The 19221-nt window shown below is 35.1% G+C and carries 15 protein-coding genes, 1 tRNA gene and 1 rRNA gene; 9 read left to right on the forward strand and 8 right to left on the reverse strand.

Annotated elements, in window-relative coordinates:
- Nucleotides 1-89: ribosomal RNA gene (gene rrf, locus DIT68_RS16720) — 5S ribosomal RNA — on the forward strand; the annotation flags it as partial.
- 1434 nt (nt 90-1523) lie between these two features.
- Here the strand turns inward: rrf and DIT68_RS14555 are convergent.
- The 3 genes from DIT68_RS14555 to DIT68_RS14565 form a co-directional block, all read right to left on the reverse strand.
- Nucleotides 1524-3179, reverse strand: coding sequence for a T9SS type A sorting domain-containing protein (locus DIT68_RS14555; RefSeq protein ID WP_317133916.1), 1656 nt, complete (start codon nt 3177-3179; stop codon nt 1524-1526).
- A gap of 24 nt (nt 3180-3203) precedes the next feature.
- The gene (locus DIT68_RS14560; RefSeq protein ID WP_109360556.1) at nt 3204-3704 is read right to left on the reverse strand and encodes an FG-GAP repeat domain-containing protein; all 501 of its coding nucleotides are present in this window, start codon (nt 3702-3704) and stop codon (nt 3204-3206) included.
- 99 nt (nt 3705-3803) lie between these two features.
- Nucleotides 3804-4688: a LysR family transcriptional regulator gene (locus DIT68_RS14565; RefSeq protein ID WP_109360557.1), complete on the reverse strand. Its 885-nt coding sequence runs from the start codon at nt 4686-4688 to the stop codon at nt 3804-3806.
- A 340-nt stretch (nt 4689-5028) separates the two neighbouring features.
- Between DIT68_RS14565 and DIT68_RS14570 the strand changes: the two genes are divergently transcribed.
- From DIT68_RS14570 to rfaD, 7 genes are all read left to right on the forward strand, one after another.
- The gene (locus DIT68_RS14570; protein WP_109360558.1) at nt 5029-6084 is read left to right on the forward strand and encodes a Fe(3+) ABC transporter substrate-binding protein; all 1056 of its coding nucleotides are present in this window, start codon (nt 5029-5031) and stop codon (nt 6082-6084) included.
- Nucleotides 6065-7729: an ABC transporter permease gene (locus DIT68_RS14575; protein WP_109360559.1), complete on the forward strand. Its 1665-nt coding sequence runs from the start codon at nt 6065-6067 to the stop codon at nt 7727-7729. The genes DIT68_RS14570 and DIT68_RS14575 overlap by 20 nt, the downstream gene beginning before the upstream one ends.
- Before the next feature lie 2 nt (nt 7730-7731).
- Nucleotides 7732-8733 (forward strand): ABC transporter ATP-binding protein, encoded by a 1002-nt coding sequence (locus DIT68_RS14580; RefSeq protein WP_109360560.1) that lies wholly within the window; start codon nt 7732-7734, stop codon nt 8731-8733.
- Nucleotides 8734-8962: 229 nt separating this feature from the next.
- Nucleotides 8963-9044: transfer RNA gene (locus DIT68_RS14585), tRNA-Leu, on the forward strand.
- Between the two features lie 149 nt (nt 9045-9193).
- Nucleotides 9194-10555: a trigger factor gene (tig, locus tag DIT68_RS14590; protein ID WP_109360561.1), complete on the forward strand. Its 1362-nt coding sequence runs from the start codon at nt 9194-9196 to the stop codon at nt 10553-10555.
- A gap of 270 nt (nt 10556-10825) precedes the next feature.
- On the forward strand, nt 10826-11284 hold the full coding sequence (locus tag DIT68_RS14595) for a hypothetical protein (protein ID WP_109360562.1): 459 nt from the start codon (nt 10826-10828) through the stop codon (nt 11282-11284).
- A 167-nt stretch (nt 11285-11451) separates the two neighbouring features.
- Nucleotides 11452-12417: an ADP-glyceromanno-heptose 6-epimerase gene (gene rfaD, locus DIT68_RS14600; protein WP_109360563.1), complete on the forward strand. Its 966-nt coding sequence runs from the start codon at nt 11452-11454 to the stop codon at nt 12415-12417.
- A gap of 441 nt (nt 12418-12858) precedes the next feature.
- On the opposite strand, the gene DIT68_RS14605 is transcribed toward rfaD, so the two are convergent.
- From DIT68_RS14605 to DIT68_RS14615, 3 genes are read right to left on the reverse strand one after another with little or no spacing between them, the layout of a single operon-like run.
- On the reverse strand, nt 12859-14313 hold the full coding sequence (locus tag DIT68_RS14605) for an O-antigen ligase family protein (RefSeq protein ID WP_146194240.1): 1455 nt from the start codon (nt 14311-14313) through the stop codon (nt 12859-12861).
- Nucleotides 14314-14316: 3 nt separating this feature from the next.
- The gene (locus tag DIT68_RS14610) at nt 14317-15306 is read right to left on the reverse strand and encodes a Wzz/FepE/Etk N-terminal domain-containing protein (protein WP_109360565.1); all 990 of its coding nucleotides are present in this window, start codon (nt 15304-15306) and stop codon (nt 14317-14319) included.
- Between the two features lie 50 nt (nt 15307-15356).
- A complete protein-coding gene (locus tag DIT68_RS14615; RefSeq protein WP_109360566.1) occupies nt 15357-17486 on the reverse strand; it encodes a S46 family peptidase in 2130 nt (709 codons plus the stop codon).
- Between the two features lie 94 nt (nt 17487-17580).
- On the opposite strand from DIT68_RS14615, the gene DIT68_RS14620 reads away from it, so the two are divergent.
- Nucleotides 17581-18255, forward strand: a complete 675-nt coding sequence (locus DIT68_RS14620; protein ID WP_146194241.1) for a hypothetical protein — start codon at nt 17581-17583, stop codon at nt 18253-18255.
- On the opposite strand, the gene coaE is transcribed toward DIT68_RS14620, so the two are convergent.
- Nucleotides 18248-18838 carry a dephospho-CoA kinase gene (gene coaE / locus DIT68_RS14625; RefSeq protein WP_109360568.1) on the reverse strand — a complete coding sequence of 197 codons (591 nt, stop codon included), beginning with the start codon at nt 18836-18838 and terminating at the stop codon, nt 18248-18250. The two genes, DIT68_RS14620 and coaE, sit on opposite strands and share 8 nt — an antisense overlap.
- A complete protein-coding gene (locus tag DIT68_RS14630; protein WP_109360569.1) occupies nt 18838-19221 on the reverse strand; it encodes a DUF1987 domain-containing protein in 384 nt (127 codons plus the stop codon). The genes coaE and DIT68_RS14630 overlap by 1 nt, the downstream gene beginning before the upstream one ends.

The raw sequence follows: 19221 nt of genomic DNA on the forward strand, positions 1-19221 counted from the left end.
ACCTCTTACCATTCCGAACAGAGAAGTTAAGACTGCTTGCGCTGATGGTACTGCCCTTTTAAGGGTGGGAGAGTAAGACGACGCCACTTTTTAAAAACCTCATACAGAAATGTATGAGGTTTTTTGCATTTATGGGCATCCTTGGTTTCCATTTAATGATTTTATATCATAGATTTTTCTTTGCTCTAACAATAAAGAATGGCGCTATTTGATGATTCTTAAAAGGCATCTTGTAATGATATTCGCGCACTTTAGTGTCCTATTAAAATCAAATATATAATATAAACCTGTCTCATATTGGATTGGTTTCATTGCCGTAGAGTAGTGAATAGAAGCTGATGAAATATGGAAAAATATCTGTATCTGTGTTTCTACATCAAATAATGTATGCATTTTAATACCTCTTTTTTTCTTGGTGAATTTCGCCCGCCATAATATGGATAAGTATATATCTATCGTTGTTGATTCAAAAGCATTTACATTAGCTTCAAGGCTAAGGATTTTAGACACTCGCTCCTTTCTTCGCTTACCAAATAATTAGCATATTCCTCAACTAGGTGGTAATCCCTGTCTTGATTAGGTTTATATGAAGATGATTTTTAAACGTTTCTGCCTAAACCCAAATGATAAGATTTTGAGTGTTGGGCATCAACTTCAACAATCAGGTTTTTAAAGTTTTATCAATTAGATAATTGGCTAAACATCAGGAAAGAAGTTGCTTCCTATAAGGATAGTGTTTTTGCATATTTTTTACCGTTATATTTGGAAACAACACAATTGAATCAACTTCGGTTTAAGAATGAGCATAGTCGGGCAAAAACGTAATTATCATGATGCATAATTTTTCAGCTTTATCTAATGCATAACTAAAAATTCAAGTCCGTTCGCTCTATACAAACCGGTAATCACAATGATGTTAACAGGTTAAGGCTGTTTGTGCTGATTATAATGGGACACTTGTGAATTTTGTGTTAGCTAAATCAAGTATAGGTCATCTATGCTCTTTTATATGTCAAACTTTAGCAGTAAATGCCATTGTAATCATGAAAAATCTAATTGTTTAAGCTTTTCCTTGTTAAGAGGTAGTTGTAATTTTTTAAGCTTGCGGGTAAATACTTTGCTTTTGCCCCCTGTTGGTTTCCGTCCGTTGCATTAAATTTAAAGCTCTATATAATTACCGTTTAAATTGTTTGAATTATTGAAATTATCGCTCCTATTGTCGAAAGCTAACATGTCTTATCTTGAGAAATGAAGAAATACTTATTTTAGGATTCACTTGTTTTGACAAATGCTTTCTACTTTTGTAATAATTCTATAAGTGGCTCTACATTTTATATTTCATCTATTTCTGGCACAACTAAAGTGATGTTGTCTTTTGCTTTCGAAGATTGTGTTTGGTTTTAAGGGAGTAATTGATTTGAAATCAGTAGAAATTTAATTGATCTATGAGTAAATTATTAATTTACCAATGCAAAAACCCGATTATTGGCAGTAATCGGGTCTTAAATCATGTGTTAATTGTTTTATTTTGTAATGATCAGTTTTTTGGTAACGGTGTAATTGTTATTACTAAGTCTAATGGTGTATTGTCCTTCTTGAAGTGAAGATATGTCCAGTTGCTCTTCGTCCCATGTGAACACATTTTGCAGAACCAGTTTTCCTGTACTATTAAATATTTCAACTAATGTTAAGGATAACTGGCTTTTTATTTGGATTTGGTTGGATGCTGGATTTGGATAGATAATAGTTTCCATTACTTCTTGTGTTAAGCCTAAATAACTTATCTCTAATGTGATTTGAGCCATGTTGCTTAAGTCTGTTCCGCAATTTGTCGAAATGTAAAAATCGTATGTTCCTCCAGGTACTCCATTTAGAATTATGAAGTCCATCCCTTGATTTGCATTCCCCGTTTGTACGGCGTTGTTTATCAATGGGTCATCTCCTGTATTCATTAACTTCCAATTATATTCGGTAAATGTATTCAGATCTACTGGTTCTGTCCAATTTACTTCAATACTATGGTCTGTGTTAATATTGTATGTTAAATCTGATGGTAGTGGACAGTAAGGCGGTTCTTTAATGTTTAGCGTGTAGTCTTCAACTTGACCTGACAACAGATTTTGGGCACAAGGTGAATTAATTATAGACGAAGCGTTTGTTTCTACTATGGCATTTTCATTTGTAGATTTGATAACTCGCATTTTCAATAGTCCTAGATTTGCATTACTTGGGATATATATTGTAGCACTTATAGAGTCTAAATTATTTCCAGCTGGTATCCTGCCTAGATAAAATTCTTCATTACTGTCCGTAAGGTCTGTGTTTTGATTGAGATCTATGTATACTGTGACATCACTGGGGTAATTATTGGAATAACCAGTTACAGTGATTGTATGAGGTTCTCCTCTATGAATAGGAGTGGAAATTGAAATAAAATTTTCGTACGTTGGAGTTCCTATGCTGTCAGGTGAGTCTTTATTAATCTCTCTAAAGCGTACATTGGTTATGGCGTTTTCCTGGGTGTAGTTGGTGAAATTAGGAATACAAACCTGGGTATGATTATTTTGGTAAATTTTAGTTATTACATTCGCATTTTCATCATATCCATTCATGATTAAGTCTAAATCACCATCTGCGTCAAAGTCAGCCCAATTAGATGAACTTATATTAATATTATCAATGATTGAACTTATTGCTGTATTTTCTGTGAAGACCCCGTTGTTATTGGTATATAATTTTGAATGGACGATAGAGTTCATTGTTGTCCCAGTAATGAAAACATCTAAATCGCCGTCATTGTCATAGTCAATAAAGTTTGCAGACCCGAAATAAAGTTGTTCAAAGGTGCTAGTAGATATCTCTGTGAAGTGTCCTGTTCCGTCGTTTTGTAGAATCGCCGTATATGCCATAAACGACGCATTCATTCCTGACATTAAAATATCTATATTTCCATCATTGTTGTAATCACCAGCGCTTAATCCTGTGAAGTAAGCATCTCCAATACCTGAGTTCACGTGTTCCGCGAAACCGCCTGCTCCATCATTAAAATATAGCGTAGACTTAGGAGCGGATGCCTGACTAAAGCCTGTGATTAAGACATCAGTATACCCGTTGTTGTTGGCATCGAAAAAAACGAGTTCTCCAAATATGTTTGGAAAAAATGGAACTGGTGATTCAATAAAAGTTCCTTGGCCATCTCCAAGCTACAGCTTTGCTATATAGTTCGACCCGCTTGACATTGCCATCACTACGAAGTCTGCATGACCGTCATGATTTAAGTCTCCGGTCTTGATTTTCCCGTTAGATATTCCATTCATTGGGAGAGTCGTTTCATTAAAAGAACCATCTGTATTTTGGGTATACAAATTTATTACAGCATTGCTGGTGGTATCAATACCAGCTGTTATGAAGTCCATTCTTCCATCTTCATTAGCATCTAATGTATCACCAGTAGCCATTCCAAGTGGTGATATTGTTTGCTGTGTGGAAGCATATCCTGAATATTGAGCATCATAAGTGCTAGCAAATTGATCATAGTTTTCATTGTAACCAACTACAACGGCATCGTGCGTAATAGAGTTTTCCTTTTCTACCCAAAATGATGTACCATAGTATACGCCATCAAGTGTTGAATATTCATCGAAGCTTTGCGAATGGGATGAACTAGCAAGAAGTGTTAGAATTAAAAATGTAATCTTTTTCATTTTGTTATTTTTATTTAGATTAAATCAAAAATAGTTATTTGATTAATTCCAACCCATAACAAAAGCGGATGCTAGGTATCGTCAAAAACGATTTGTATTCTATATTTCTTTTTTCTCACTTAAAAAGAGTGTTTTAAACTCTTTTTTTATTGATTGAATAATCTCTTCTTTTTCATAAAACCGTGGGGTGACAAAGTTTATTTTTATTTTATGAGATGGTTTTTCAAAAAATGCTTTCCTTTTTTCTCTTTTATCTTTGTCCCTAAGAAATGACACAGGCAATACGCTTATCCCACCATTGTATTCTATTATTTTCCTTATGGTTTCAATAGAACATTTTTGATAAGTCAAAGACGGGTAACTTTTAGGTTTTAAATTACTAGCTTTCTCATTTACTAAGAGGCTTTCGGATGCTCCTTTTAAATCAATATGTATTAGTCCTCTATTATTCTCTAAGCCGTTTTTTGGTTGCGAATGGTTATATATTTTAAATGTCTCCTCATATAATAGTGATTGGTAGAACCCAGGTTTTTGAACTGAGTCAGGTAGTATACAGCCATCTAATCTTAATTCGTTGAATTTTTCTTGGATGTCCTGAAGGTTCAATTCAGTTATGTTTAGGTTAATATTTTGATATTTTTGAGTGAAAGACTCTAGAAATGTGGGCAAAATATATGGGGCGATGCATGACCAAATTCCTAAATTAAAACTCTGAGCTTTGGAATTGTCCAACTGTTTGGCGGTCAGTTCAAAAGTCTCAATTTTTGTGAGGATTTTATTGGCAATGAGAATTAAACTCTTTCCCTTTTGGGTGGGAACAACGGGGCTTCTGCTCCGGTCGAAAATGATTACGTCTAGTTCTTGTTCAAGTTTTTGAACCTCCCTGCTTAGGGTTGACTGTGCAATATCGCAACTTTCAGCTGCTCGTGTGAAATGGCGGTGCTGATCTATCGCGGTAATATATTTAAGTTGATTAATGTTCAATTCTCTCGTTTTGTCTAATGCTAAATACTATAATAATGCTGAGTAGGTAAATAATTTCTGGAATGAAAGCTGTCAGAATTATAAATATTTTGGGTTAAAAAATCTTCTGTTTCGATCAATCAAGAATTAATTATGTAAAAGGACAAAATTACTCTATTTAGACTAAATCTAAATAACCCGTTTTAGGTATTTTGCTTTCTAATTTAAAGTTGAAGGAATAAATGAGATGTCATGTTTGTCAAGAATTGTTAGGAAAAGACATTTACTGAAATACACAATTTGCTTTATTCATATCCATTCTAAATTATTATATTTGCGTTTCTACAATAAAAAAATAGAGATGAAGAAAATATTATTTGCCATTGCTGCTTTTTCAATGCTTACAGCCTGTGGTAGCGATGCAGAAGTTTCAAACAATTCAGCCGAAGTAGAGCTTACTAAGGAACAAATTGTAAACGTTTATACTCATCGTCATTACGAGCCAGATCAACAGATCTTCAAAATGTTTGAAGAATCTACTGGAATCAAAGTAAAAGTGATTAATGCAAGCGCTGATGAGTTGATTCAGAAAATGAAAATGGAAGGAAAACAGTCTCCAGCGGATGTTCTAATCACTGTAGATGCCGGAAGATTGGGAAGAGCGAAGGAACAGGGACTTTTGCAAAGTATTCAGTCCGATGTTTTAGAGAAAACAATCCCTAGCCATCTTCAGGATGTCGATAATCAATGGTTTGGTTTAACGAAAAGGGCAAGGGTTATAGCTTACGCATTAGATAGAGTAAAGCCGGAAGAACTCTCAACATATGAAGATTTAGTTTCAAAAAAATGGGAAGGGAAAATTTTAGTAAGATCATCTTCTAATATTTATAATCAATCCCTTTTGGCTTCTATTATCGCCAATGACGGTGAAGCTATTGCAAAAAAATGGGCAGAAGGAATCGTTGCAAATATGTCACGCTCACCTAAAGGAAATGATAGAGACCAAGTGAAGGCTTTGGTTGCTGGGGAAGGAGATTTAGCAATCGTGAATTCATACTACATTGGTAAAATGTTGAACTCGGCAGATGCCGAAGAGGTGGCTACCGCGAAAAAAGTAGGTTTGTTCTCACCTAACCAAGAAGGACGTGGAACGCACATAAATGTGAGTGGTGCAGGTGTTGCTAAATATGCTCCTAATAAAGAAAATGCCATTCGTTTTATAGAATTTTTGGTAAGCAAAGATGCTCAACAAATCTTTACAGATGCAAATTACGAATATCCAATTCTAGAGAGTGTTGCACCAACTGCTGATATTAATGCTTGGGGTGAATTCAAGGAAGATACTTTGGGGTTGAACAAACTAGGAGAAAATAATAAAAAGGCAGTTTTAATTTTTGATGAAGCAGGCTGGAAGTAATAGCGAAACTTTTTCCTTAAAGTCAAGGATCAAAAGATTTTTAAGAGACAATAATAGATGGTCGGTATTTACACTGGCCATCGTTCTTTTCTTAGCACTGCCAATTATTTTTATTGGTGTTGAATTATTTGCTGGTCCTGGGGAAACTTGGAGTCACATTGTTAAATACTTATTGCCAGAATACATTTTGAACTCCTTGTTCTTGGTGTTCTTTTGCAGTGTTCTTGTTTTGGTCTTTGGAGTGTCCTCCGCTTGGTTTGTTTCCAGATTTGAATTTCCGATGCGTAGGCAATTAGAATGGTTGCTTATACTTCCCTTAGCAATTCCTTCATATATCGTAGGTTATGCCTATGCAGGGATTTTTGATTATGGTGGAACTTTAGATTTGTTATTCCGACAATGGAATATAGAGTTCATTCGGGTGGACATTATGAATAGAGCGGGTTTAGCTTTCGTTTTAAGTATTTCATTATTTCCCTACGTTTATGTTAGTGCACGCGCGTTCTTCCTGAATCAAGCCAATAATCTTTTAGAAGCATCCAAGATGTTAGGTGTGAGTGAAAGAAAAACTTTCTTTAAGTTGATGTTACCTCTGGCCAGACCGGCAATTGTTGCAGGCTTAGTACTTGTTTTGATGGAGGTGTTGAATGATTATGGAGCAGCAAAGTACTATGGTGTTAATACTTTTACAACAGGTATTTTTAGGTCTTGGTTTTCTTTAGAAGAACCAGAAACGGCAGTTTATCTTTCTGCCTTACTCATCATAATAATTTTTGCGCTTATATTATTCGAAAAATGGCAAGTCAGGAAAATTAAGTTTAGCTCTTCTAAGTCTAACAGCACACAGATTCAAAGAAAGGAATCTTCTGGGGTACAGAAAGGACTTATTTTTATCATGGTCTTTATTCCAGTTTTTCTAGGTTTTGTTCTTCCAGTGGCACAACTTCTTTACTGGGCTTTTTTAACCGCAACAACTGTTTTTGATTTGCAATTTTTATTTGTTTCCCTCCAAAGTTTTGGGATAGCAATAATTTCGGCATTCATTACTGTGTTCTTTGCTTTATTGCTGATTTACTTTTCAAAATGGAGCGCTTTGCGTTTTATTAAAAATGTTGCGCGAGTTGGTGTATTAGGATACGCTATTCCTGGTGCAGTTATAGCTATCGGAATAATGATTCCAACTATAGCGTTAGATAAGTGGATTATAGATGTTCTGGGTCAATTTGGGGTAGATTCAGGCCTGATTATAAATGGAACATTGATTGCATTATTTTATGCTTATGCCGTTCGTTTTCTTGCGGTAGCATACAATCCAATTGAATCCACCTCCTTGAAAGTGTCTAGCTCAATACCTGATTCTTCTAAAGTGCTAGGAGTGGGGAATTTAAAAACCTTTTTTAAAATTGAGTTTCCTTTAATTAAAACTGGGGTGTTTAGTGCTGTAATCCTTGTGTTTATTGATGTTATGAAGGAATTGCCATTAACACTTATCCTAAAACCTTACGATATCGATACTTTAGCAGTGAAAGCCTACGAATATGCTAGTGATGAAATGGTAATGGAGGCTTCGATTCCATCGCTTTTCATTATATTTACGGCAATGGTTCCAGTGATTTTTCTAAACAAATTATTGATTAAAAAATAACAATGCTCAAAATTGATTCTCTCTCCAAAAGCTTTGATAAAGGTAAGAGTTATGCCTTGGAAAATGTAACTTTCGATTTGAAAGTTGGCGATGTATGTGCTATAGTAGGAGAGAGTGGGAGTGGAAAAACCACCTTGGTTCGCTTGATTGCGGGATTGGAAAGACCAGATTCCGGTAGCATTTTGCTGGATGGGAGAACAATAGCGTCGATGAATAAATTTGTTCAGCCTGAAAAACGCAAGATCGGGTTGGTGTTTCAAGAATATGCATTATTTCCCCACCTTACTATTTTGGATAATGTTTTGTACGGTATCTCAAAACTTAAAAACAAAAAAAACAGAGCACAAGAAATGCTTGACTTGGTAGGCTTGAGTGAAATGGGTAAACGCTACCCTCATCAGCTTTCAGGTGGACAGCAGCAGCGGGTTGCACTGGCAAGAGCATTAGCTCCAGAACCTTCCTTGTTGATTCTAGACGAGCCTTTCAGTAATCTTGACTCTATGTTGAGGACACAACTGAGAAATGAGGTTTTTGATATTATTAAAAAAACGGATGTAACGGTCCTTTTTGTCACCCATGATACCCAAGATGCACTCTCTGTGGCGGATGAAATTCTCATTCTGCAACATGGAAAGGTGGTGCAAAAAGATGCAGCGGCAAATTTATATGTTAAGCCAAACACGCTATATGTGGCCTCTTTGTTCGGAAATACCGTAAGGATTAACAAAAATATTCAAAGTGCTTTTCATTGCCCTTTAAATGAAGAATGCTGCCACGCCATTAGAAATGAAAAAATCAAAGTGAATCCCGCAGCCATGGATTCTGATTGTGATTATATTACCAATGCACAAGTGATGAAGAAAATTGTGCTTGGGGATTCAATTCAACTTTTATTAAAACTAGATTCAGGAGAGCAGTTAACGGTAATGACGCAGGATACAAACATCGCGGATACCATTACAATTGGTTTCAATTCAAAAGATATTTTGCAGTTTAATGAGTAGATAGAATTTTCCCGTAAAAGTCTATTAAATGAAAAATCGCGTTTTTAATTTATAAGAAGTGATGCTCTTTTATTGATTATCAAAGTGTTTTATATTTATTTTAGAAAATATTTAAAATAAATTAATAAAAAGAATTTTAGTTAAAGAAAAAATACTTAGATTTGCACTCGCTTTTGATTATAAAAGTTGAGAAAATACCAAATAACGTTTTGGTAGAATTTTTTTAAATGCGGATGTGGTGAAATTGGTAGACATGCTAGACTTAGGATCTAGTGCCGCGAGGCGTGTGGGTTCGAGTCCCTCCATCCGCACACAATTAAAAGTGGTATGAGTATAAAGCTTATACCATTTTTTGTTTAACCCTATTTGGTTTTTAGGGTCTGTAATATACAAGCTCGCAGTTATTTCGAACTATGCCCTTACAGATTTTTAGTATTAAGTAAACTTTATTTCCATCAATATGAATATTACAAAGGAAAACGTTGATGACCTCAACGCATTATTGAAAGTGACAGTTGAAAAAAGCGACTATCAAACAAACGTTGATAAAGCACTAGCTGATTACAGAAAAAAAGCAAGTATCCCAGGTTTTAGAAAAGGTAAAGTCCCAATGGGAATTATCAAGAAACAACACGGTAGAAATGTACTGGGTGATGAATTGAACAGAATTGTAAGCGAAGGTCTTTTTAAGTATGTTGATGAACAAGAGTTTGAAATTCTTGGAAATCCATTGCCTAAAAATGATATCGAAGTAGAAGGAGATTTCAATAACCCTGATACATTCGTTTTTACTTATGAAATCGGAATTTCACCTAAAGTAGATGTAAAGATTTCAGGAAGAAATAAGTACGAGTATACCAAAGTAAAAGTAGACAAGAAACTAGTTGATAAGCAACTAGAGGATCTTACACGTCGCTATGGAAAACTTGTTTCTGGCGAAAAGGTGGGTGAAAAAGACATGGTTTTAGGTCAGTTTGTGGAACTCAATGAGGATGGTGAAATCTTAGAAGGTGGAGTCATGAATAGCTCAACGATTTCTATGGAATTTATCGAGGATGATAAATTGAAGAAAGAATTGATTGGGAAAAAAGCAGGGGATGTTGTTATTGTAAATCCTGCAAACGTTTCTAGAGGAGGGAAAGATACAGCTTCTATGTTAGGAATTGAAGAAAGTGAATTAGGGTCTATCTCTGATAAATTTCAGTTAACAATCAATGAGGTTAAAATTATGGAACCAGCAGAATTGAACCAAGAGTTGTTCGATAAACTGTTTGGGGAAGGTGAGGTTTCTTCAGAGAAAGAAATGCGTGAGAAAGTGAAGGCTGACTTAGTGCAAATGTTTGAAAAAGACAGTGAGAAAATCTTAACACGAAGAATCTCTAATGATTTAATTAAAAAGACGGATATTCAATTGCCAGAAGGTTTCTTGAAAAGATGGATCTTGGCTTCCCAAAAAGAGCCACTAACCATGGAGCAGGTTGAAGCAGATTTCCCAAATTATGCACGTAGTTTGAAATGGCAATTGATACAAAATAATATCTTCAAGAGCAACGATATGAAAGTTGAGCAGGAAGAAGCATTGAATTATACTAAAAGCTTATTGGTAAATCAATATGCACAGTATGGAATGCCTGCACCAGAGGATGCTGAATTGACACAGTCGGCTCAACAAGTCTTGACGAATCAAAAAGAAGCACAACAAATCTATGATATGTTGGCAGAAGAAAAAATGACGAAATTCTTCAAAGAAACGGTTAAATTAGACGAAAAAGAAGTTGATTATGATGAGTACGTTAAGATCGCTCAAGATAGCAATGCTTAATTTGTTCAATAAGATTTTTCAGTTGAACTTTTTCAATTAGAAATAATACAAATTAGAGCCTCATACAAATGTATGGGGCTTTTTTTGTGTGTCCTTGAAATAACCAAGACTAGGCGCCCTTAAGACTAAGGATGAACTTAGGAAAGGATTTTGGTTTACCTGCGAATGTCATTTGTCCAAGCTTTTTTCACTTAATGTCAAAAAACATTGATGTCACATCTTTTTGTTATAACTTAGCCCATTAACTATAAAACAAAAAAAAACACAAGTATGGCAATTCAAATTCTTAAAAAAACATCTCTTTTTCTTTGTGCTGGTGCATTAATCATTTTTTCTTCATGTAATAACAATGAAGCAGGAACAGTGGGAAGTGATGAAGGTAGTGAAACTGTAAAAGATGCTCCTAGAGCTTTGATTAATGATGATTCATCTAAAAAAGGTACAATGGATGGAGTTGAAGTGGAAGCGAAAGAACCAAACACTCCTATAAATATGAATACAGGGAGTAATGGCGGGTCAATCACTCTAAATCCTCCTCATGGAGAACCAGGTCATGATTGTGCAGTTAAGGTAGGTGATCCTCTTCCTTCTTCTTCTAAAAATCTTGCTCCAAGTAATAACGGTGCACCAATTAATAATTCTCCAATGAATAGCCCTGTAAAGCTAAATCCTCCTCACGGAGAGCCAGGACATGATTGTGCTGTAAAGGTGGGTGCCCCTTTAAATTAATCTAAATAGTGATTTTTTATTATCGAAATTAGCGTTCATTCGCTCTCGAGATAATAGGAAATATCTTATTACTGAACCTCATGCGCTAGTATGAGGTTTTTTTATGTTTAATTGTAGCTTATAAACATGTCATTTTTGTATATTTACCTTTATAAATTAAAGTAATTATGATAGTTGTAACAGGTGCTGCAGGTTTTGTAGGAAGTGGATTGGTTAGTAAGTTAAACGAGATAGGTATTAAACGTATAGTTATAGTTGATGACTTTTCGAATGACGATAAAGAACACAATCTTGTAGGAAAGAAGTATGCTAAAAGAATTGATCGAGCTGACTTTATAGCATGGTTGAAAGAACATGGCGAGGAAGTTAAATTTATTTATCATATTGGTGCGAGGACAGACACAGCAGAGTTTGATAAGGAGATTTTCGATCGTTTAAATTTGAATTATTCAAAAGATGTTTGGAGATATGCAACGCAGTACGGAATTCCTCTAATTTATGCTAGCTCTGCAGCTACTTATGGCTTGGGAGAACATGGTTATGACGATAATCATAGAGTGGTAAATGATTTAAAGCCATTGAACGCTTACGGAGATTCTAAAAACGACTTTGACAAATGGGTTTTACAACAACACATTAAACCACCATTTTGGGCTGGACTAAAATTCTTCAATGTATACGGACCAAATGAATACCATAAAGGAAGAATGGCTTCTGTTGTGCTTCATGCTTATCGCCAAATTACTAGAACTGGAGAATTAAAATTGTTCAGATCCCACAATGAAAAGTATGATGATGGAGAGCAAAAAAGAGATTTTATCTATGTAAAAGATGTCTTAAATATTTGTGTCTTCCTGATGGAGAAACGTCCAGAAAGTGGATTGTATAATGTAGGTTCAGGGAGAGCTAGAACATTCAAATCTTTAGCTGTAAACACCTTCCATGCGATGAATAGAGAGGTAGATATTTCCTATATCGATACTCCTGCCGATATTAGAGATAAATATCAATATTTCACGGAGGCAAAGATTAATAAATTGGTTTCAGCAGGATATACTGAAGGATTCCACACATTAGAGCAAGGTGTAGAAGACTATGTTCAGAATTATTTAATGGATGGGAAATACCTGTAGTAGTAAATTTACATAGGTATTTTTAAGAGTATTTAACCCGAATTATTCATGGGTTTACGTCATGAAAAGTCAATATGTCAATATATTTGGGAAGAACAGATGTTTTTAGTGCCCAGAGGTGTAACCTCACTTTTGGGTATTAAAAATTTAGAGCATTTCCAAAGTTAGCAGGCAGTTTGGCTTTGTAATAGGAGATTTATGAATAATTAGGGTTAAAACCTGTAGTTCGCTGCAGGTTTTTTCATTTTGTCTGTCTTTAGTTATAATTTTGAAAGGGTCTTGTCAGTCCATTGCTTAATCAAAGGTTTGATTACGTAGATTTATACTGGTAAAGTATCGAATAGTCCTTTGTCTTAAATTGCGTAACTGAGCGTTGAGAAAGCCTTGTAGAATCTTGAATAATCTTCTTTGAAAAATTAAACAGTAATTTTCCTAAATGCTTTAAGCTAGAGCATCCTTTTTCTTCTTATTCAACATGGTTTGTTGCGCAATAATTATGGCTGCAGCGCCGTATACAGGAATTGATGCTTTGTCTGTATCCAGATAATTGTTTAATAATCCATGGAAAAAATAGGTCGACATGGCCAGTACAATACACAGTAGCAAAATATACATTTCAGAATCTCCCGGAGCAAAACGTTTGTAATTTATTAATAACATTATTCCGGAGTAAAATAAAGCAGCCACAAAAGCAAGCACTGACAACATTCCAATTAACCCCATTTCTGATAAAGCACCTAGATATTCTGAGTGTGCATTTCCTTGATTCCCAAAATTTGTAGAGATGATCGTCAATTTTTCAGGATCTTGATAAGGAGCGTATTCGAAAGCGTAGGTGGCTGGTCCAAACCCGAAAACAGGACGTTCTTTAAACATGTTAAATGCTGCACCCCATCTATTTAACCTTTCTAAATTGGAAGCGTCTGAAGAGATGTTTGCAGCAGAGCGAATTCTTTCATCAAAGTTGGTCGTGGTGTGCTCATGTTTGTTTTTAGCCAATTCCATCTCAATTTTGGGCCATGAAATAACAATCACGGTCAAAACAATAATGGCTAATGAAAGTAAGTATTTAAACTTGACTTTATATTTAATAAAAGCCCATACAGCTAAAGCAAAAACAATGCTTAGCCAAGCACCACGGGTATAACTAAAATACAGTCCGATCAAGGTAATAATAAACACGATAGACAAAAGAAATTGAGCTTGAATGGAGTGCTTCTTGTAAGCAAACAGTCCTATTACAAATATGATACTCATGGCAACACTAGTCCCATAAATTGTATGGTCTTTAAAGAAAGGTGACATTACCCAATGACCTTCTTTTTCTCCAAAACTATAGCCCCAGTGTCTTATTAAGGTGTAAATTATTACGATGGTCATACCGATTGTATAGGCCCACAAAAATTTAACAACATTACTCTTTTCTTTAAACAGGTTAAAGCCAATCATTAAAATCGGAACTATAAACCAGAGTTTCATTAATAAAAACTTGAAGGATACCATTGGTTGTGTGCTGGTAATGGAGGTCATAAAGACCCATACTAAGTAAAATCCTATGGATAAAGTAATGGGATGACGCCAGAAATCTTTCGACATTATGGGAGACTTCAGCTCCTTCAAAACGATGAGTAGCATTAATCCAAACAAAATTGGCTCTGTCGGAAGGTATAAGCCTATTTTCCCATGTGTAAACTCTTCTAAATTTATCGATAATGGAGTTAAGAAAACTGTGATTAAGAAAGCTGTGTTGGTGTGAAAAATAGCAATGTAAGCAATCACCAAAGCCAGAGGAATAGCATTTAAAAAATAATTATCATTAAAAATAAAGTAGGCGTTAACTCCCATAAAAAGAAGCACAAGACTAACCAGTACGCTATTATTTTTAATGTGCTCCAAAACCTAAACTGCTTGTTTGATTTGTTTTACTCTATCTCTAATTAATAATGCGATAAACATTAGAATTAGAGCAGCGAATGTAAATACAAGCACAATAATTGCTCTTTTTGGTTTAGCTTTTTTATCCGAGGCTACAGCAGATTCTACTACAAATTTGTGATTGAAATTTTCAATTGCATCCGACTCTGCTTGTTCGTATGAAACCTCTTGATCAGTCATTTTTTCAATTCTGAATTCTCTCAAATCAGAAAGGGCGTCGTAACGAGCTCCATATTTTAGGTTAACTTCGATCTGATTTTTGAAAAATTCTTTGTCTTCGGCTGTCTTAGATTCATTCAGTGCAGCAAACAAACTAGATCTAGACAATGCATCTATAACACCCAATTGAGATAGGCTATCCATTTCTCTATTTAAGTTCTCTTGAGATAACTTTAATTGCTCTAATTTTCTTTTGTTAATCTCAAAAGCAGGAATCGTTCGCTCTTTAATTAAATCATTTTTTACAGTATCGATCAGTTGAACAATTTTATTTGCAATATCAGCAGCCAACTGTGGTGACTCGTCTAAAACAGAAATATTAATAGAACCAAACCTTGTTCTTTCGAAATGAATGTGGCTTTCATAAGCTTTTCCGAGTTTGTGGTAGTATCCGTCAGCTTTTGGATCTATATCATATACTTTTGCTAAATCAAACTTTTCAATTATTCGATTACGTAGTGGTGAGGATTGCAAAATCTGGATTAATTGTTCTGCATTTTCCTCTTCTCCAAAGTCCATTGAACTTGCCTTTGCGTTACTTTGTGCATTAAATGAAACCGTACTCGTAGCGGTCGGGAACACAATGGCGTTCGATTCGTACAATACAGGGAGTAAAAGTGATACAATAATTGAGGCTATTCCAGCAATTAAACCCGTGAAAAATAAAATTTTTCTATTTTTAAATGTGAACACCAATAACTCATTGGTGTTTTGATCAGACTTCATTTTTGCCATCCTAATTTATTTTTCCTAAATAACTTTATTGAATTCTATATATTGTTATTCTATCTAACTATTGTCATTTCTTCTACTAAATGCGGCGCTTCACCGTAGATATCAATCATCCAAAGTACGTAACGAATATCTACAGAGATATTTCTGCAACGTGAAGCGTCAAACATGTAATCACTCATAGTGCTCTCCCAGCTTCTGTCAAAGTTGATACCGATAAGGTGCCCTTCTCCATTTATTACTGGTGAACCGGAGTTTCCTCCAGTGGTGTGATTAGATCCTGTAAAACAAACCCATAATTCACCGTCTTGAGCATAATCACCATAGTTTTTTGCTTCGTAAAGCTCAACCATTCTTGGCAGCAAATCAAAGTCTTCGTGGCCAGTGTTAAATTTTTCTATTACTCCATCGAGTGTGGTATGCGGAGTATATTGCATTCCATCACGTGGTGTAGAGCCTTCCAGTTTCCCATAAGTTACACGGAGTGTGCTGTTTGCGTTGGCCCAGTGCTTTGCTTCTGGATACATTTCATATTTCCCCTTAACGTATGGTTTCATCAATTGGTTTCTTGTACCGTAATACAAACGCAGATCACCTAATAATTGATCAGTAAAGATGTTTTTCAATTCAGAATAGTAAGCATATCCTGGATCTTTGTCTATTTTTTTCTTTGCATACTTTTGAAAGTTGTTCAGTACTTTAAGGTACTTTTCCTGATCCACTAAGAATGATTTTTCGTAAATAGTTGATTGCAAACTTTTCAGATCAGTTTTTAATAAGGATTCAGGAAGAAAAGATGAATCAACCATATTTTTATAGTACTCGCTTTGCAACAAGAAAATTTCTTGGTCGATACCGGCATCATATTGACTGTAAAAATCAGCTAAAGACTCTTTTTGTTCTTTTATGAGTTGTGCTACTTTTTCTGAATCTCCGCTTGCGTATAAATCCATTAACTCATCAATTGCACGGGCTCTTTTAAAAATTTCTGAACCTACGTACACATATTCAATATACATGTTGTAGGTAAAATCACTCATGTTGTACTTTTTAGAAAGAGTTCTTAAACTTTTAACTACCTCACCATACTCAGTCTTCCACTCTTCCTTCGAATTTGCTTCAGTTGTGTAGCTGTCTTCATAATCTACTTTTTTGTTTATGGCATCACCTCTTTTTAATCCATCAATTTGACCTATCCATTTTTTCCAAGCATTGGCAATTCTCGCTTGTTTTGAAGCATACATGATTTCTGTCGCTTCAGATTTTTTCATAGCTGCATTAATAACAGACAAAGAAAGATCTCTCATTTTAATTTGAGCCGGACGCATGGTGTTAATGATGAAATCTAATTCTGTGCTGATTGTATGTTGGTTAGTAGTTCCTGGGAATCCAAAAACCATGGTAAATTCATCAACTTCTCTAGATTTTAATGAGATTGGTAAGTGGTGAATTGGGGAATAAGGTTTGTTGTTTTCATTGTACTCCGCTGGTTTATTGTCCTGGCCCGCATAGATTCTAAATACTGCAAAATCTCCTGTATGTCTTGGCCATACCCAGTTGTCAGTATCACCACCAAATTTACCTACTGTTTTTGGCGGAGTTCCTACTAAGCGAATATCTTTAAAAGTTTCTTTTACCAAAAGGAAGTAACTGTTACCAAAATCAAATGGCTTTATTTCGGCTTCATAATGATTTCCATCAAGGGCTTCTGCTTTTAATAGTGCGATGTTAGCCATGATTTTTTGACCTTTCTCTTGATCGTTTAATTCTTCCGTGCCTTCCAAAACTTTTGCAGTCACATCTTCAATTCTTACCATTCTAGCTGCTGTTAAACCAGGATTAGTAAGTTCCTCTTTTAAGTTTTTTGCCCAAAAACCATATTTGGCGATGTTATTTTCAACACTGGTATGCGAATATATTTGCGAAAATCCACAGTGGTGATTTGTCAACAACATTCCTTGGTCCGAAATTATTTCAGAAGTACAACCACCCCCAAAGTGCATTATTGCATCTTTAATACTTGCATTATTAGCGTCATAAATATCTTGCGCGCTAATTTTCATTCCCATGGCCTTCATATCAGATTCAAATGCACCTAGAAGTGTTGGGATAATCATGCCTTCTTCTGAGCGAGCAAAGGCAGTTAAAAATGTAAATATTAATAAAAAGCTAACTTTTTTCATGATGTTTTGTTTTATTCAGCGGTAAAGATAAGAAGTGTCTAGAATTTTTAGTATTCTTATCCACATAAAGATTTTATTTTTACAACTTTGTATCGTGGATTTACTCAATTTTATATTTCGGATAGGTGTTATATTGGCCGTTTACAATTTTTTGTGGTGGTTAATTATGTTGTTTATTAGAGTTTTACGCGGTGGACGCCCAAAAATATTGTTTGAAATTTATTTCATTAAAACAATCCGATATGTGTTTTTGGCTGATGTCATCTTTTTATTTTCTATTCAGCAAGCTGGTGGTTTAGTGTTGATTAATGACTTGTTACTAGCGGGGCTGATACTGCTCATCTATTTCACAGGAAAAATTCAGTCTAAACAAGAGAGGCAATCCTTGTTTTCTGTTCGTGGAAAAGCAAATATCCCTGGTTTTGGTGATCTGCTGAATAGATTAAAGCCGGTGTTTGATATACGTCTGGAAATCGGAGTGGTAGTTTTGGCACTTGCTATTTTTAGCGGTTTTTACTTCGCACCACACTTAGCTTCAAACACAATTTCAAATTGGTTCTTGGAAAGCATATTGAATATTGAAGACACTCCTGTGTTTGGCTTTATTTTTAAAATTGTTGGTTTCTTCTTCATGATTTCTGTGTTGATGCGAATAGCAAATGCGATAATGGCTATTTTGATGGGAAGCAAAAAGGAGGCAGACTTTGCTGAAGATGATCATAAAGATAACGACGACGATCATTTTGATGATTACACGGAAATTAAATAAGCTGTTCCAAATGAGAAAGCACCTTTAAAACCTGTGGCATAACCAAAGTCTTATTATCATTGTTGATGATAAATGTTGCGAGCTCTTTCTTTACATCATCATCCCACTGGTTTTTCATTCTTTGCTGAACTTCCTCTTCTGTGCTGTTGTCTCGATGAGTTACTCTTGCTATTCTAATATCTTTTGGTGCGGTAACAAGAACAGTAAAATCAAATGATTTATAGGCTCCTGTTTCAAAGAGTATAGCAGCTTCATTGAATACTAGCTTTTTGTTTTGAAGACTTGCCCATTCTTCAAATGTCGATCTAACGGCGGGATGAACAATTTGATTCAATGCTGCTTTTAAACTTTCGTCATAAAATATTTTACTGGCTAAAAACTCCCTGTTCAATTGATTATTGGAGTATGCTTCTTCACCAAAAACATCTTTGATATTCGCGCGAACTGAAGCATTCTCGGTCATCAACAACTTTGCTTCATGGTCTGAATTGAAAACAGGGTAACCCAAGGCTTTTATGAGTTCGCAAACGATAGATTTCCCTGAACCGATACCACCTGTTAATCCAATTTTTGTTATAGCCATTAAATTTCTTCTACTTCAATCATTGTGAATGGAAGCGCTACAATTGCTTGGTAGTCTTCACCAGCTTCTTCGATATCACCATCATCTTTTTCAAAATACCAATTAACTCTTACTTCTGTTCCTTTTTCGTTGATGGATTCTAGCATTTTAAAAAGATCGAGCAAACATTTTGAAGAAGACGTGTTGAAGTACTCCAACTTCACATCGAATGTAGTAATCTCCTGAGGGGATTCACCATAGGATGCAATCCAATTGTTTAAGGGCTCATAAAACTCTACAGAGTTCTCAGGAATAGATCTCCCTAAAAGTTCTAAATTACCTTTCTCAAAACTGAAAGTTACACGTGGTGTTTTTGGTGTTGCTTCTAAATTTATATTCTCCAT

The sequence above is a fragment of the Brumimicrobium oceani genome (assembly GCF_003143775.1).
GTDB lineage: Bacteria > Bacteroidota > Bacteroidia > Flavobacteriales_D > Crocinitomicaceae > Brumimicrobium > Brumimicrobium oceani.

Coding starts and splice junctions, on each gene's coding strand:
- DIT68_RS14580 (WP_109360560.1), top strand. CDS start 7,732: ATGCTCAAAATTGATTCTCTCTCCAAAAGCTTTGATAAAGGTAAGAGT.
- rfaD (WP_109360563.1), top strand. CDS start 11,452: ATGATAGTTGTAACAGGTGCTGCAGGTTTTGTAGGAAGTGGATTGGTT.
- DIT68_RS14615 (WP_109360566.1), bottom strand. CDS start 17,486: ATGAAAAAAGTTAGCTTTTTATTAATATTTACATTTTTAACTGCCTTT.
- tig (WP_109360561.1), top strand. CDS start 9,194: ATGAATATTACAAAGGAAAACGTTGATGACCTCAACGCATTATTGAAA.
- DIT68_RS14630 (WP_109360569.1), bottom strand. CDS start 19,221: ATGGAGAATATAAATTTAGAAGCAACACCAAAAACACCACGTGTAACT.
- DIT68_RS14610 (WP_109360565.1), bottom strand. CDS start 15,306: ATGGCAAAAATGAAGTCTGATCAAAACACCAATGAGTTATTGGTGTTC.
- DIT68_RS14570 (WP_109360558.1), top strand. CDS start 5,029: ATGAAGAAAATATTATTTGCCATTGCTGCTTTTTCAATGCTTACAGCC.
- DIT68_RS14575 (WP_109360559.1), top strand. CDS start 6,065: ATGAAGCAGGCTGGAAGTAATAGCGAAACTTTTTCCTTAAAGTCAAGG.
- DIT68_RS14560 (WP_109360556.1), bottom strand. CDS start 3,704: ATGAAAAAGATTACATTTTTAATTCTAACACTTCTTGCTAGTTCATCC.
- coaE (WP_109360568.1), bottom strand. CDS start 18,838: ATGGCTATAACAAAAATTGGATTAACAGGTGGTATCGGTTCAGGGAAA.
- DIT68_RS14595 (WP_109360562.1), top strand. CDS start 10,826: ATGGCAATTCAAATTCTTAAAAAAACATCTCTTTTTCTTTGTGCTGGT.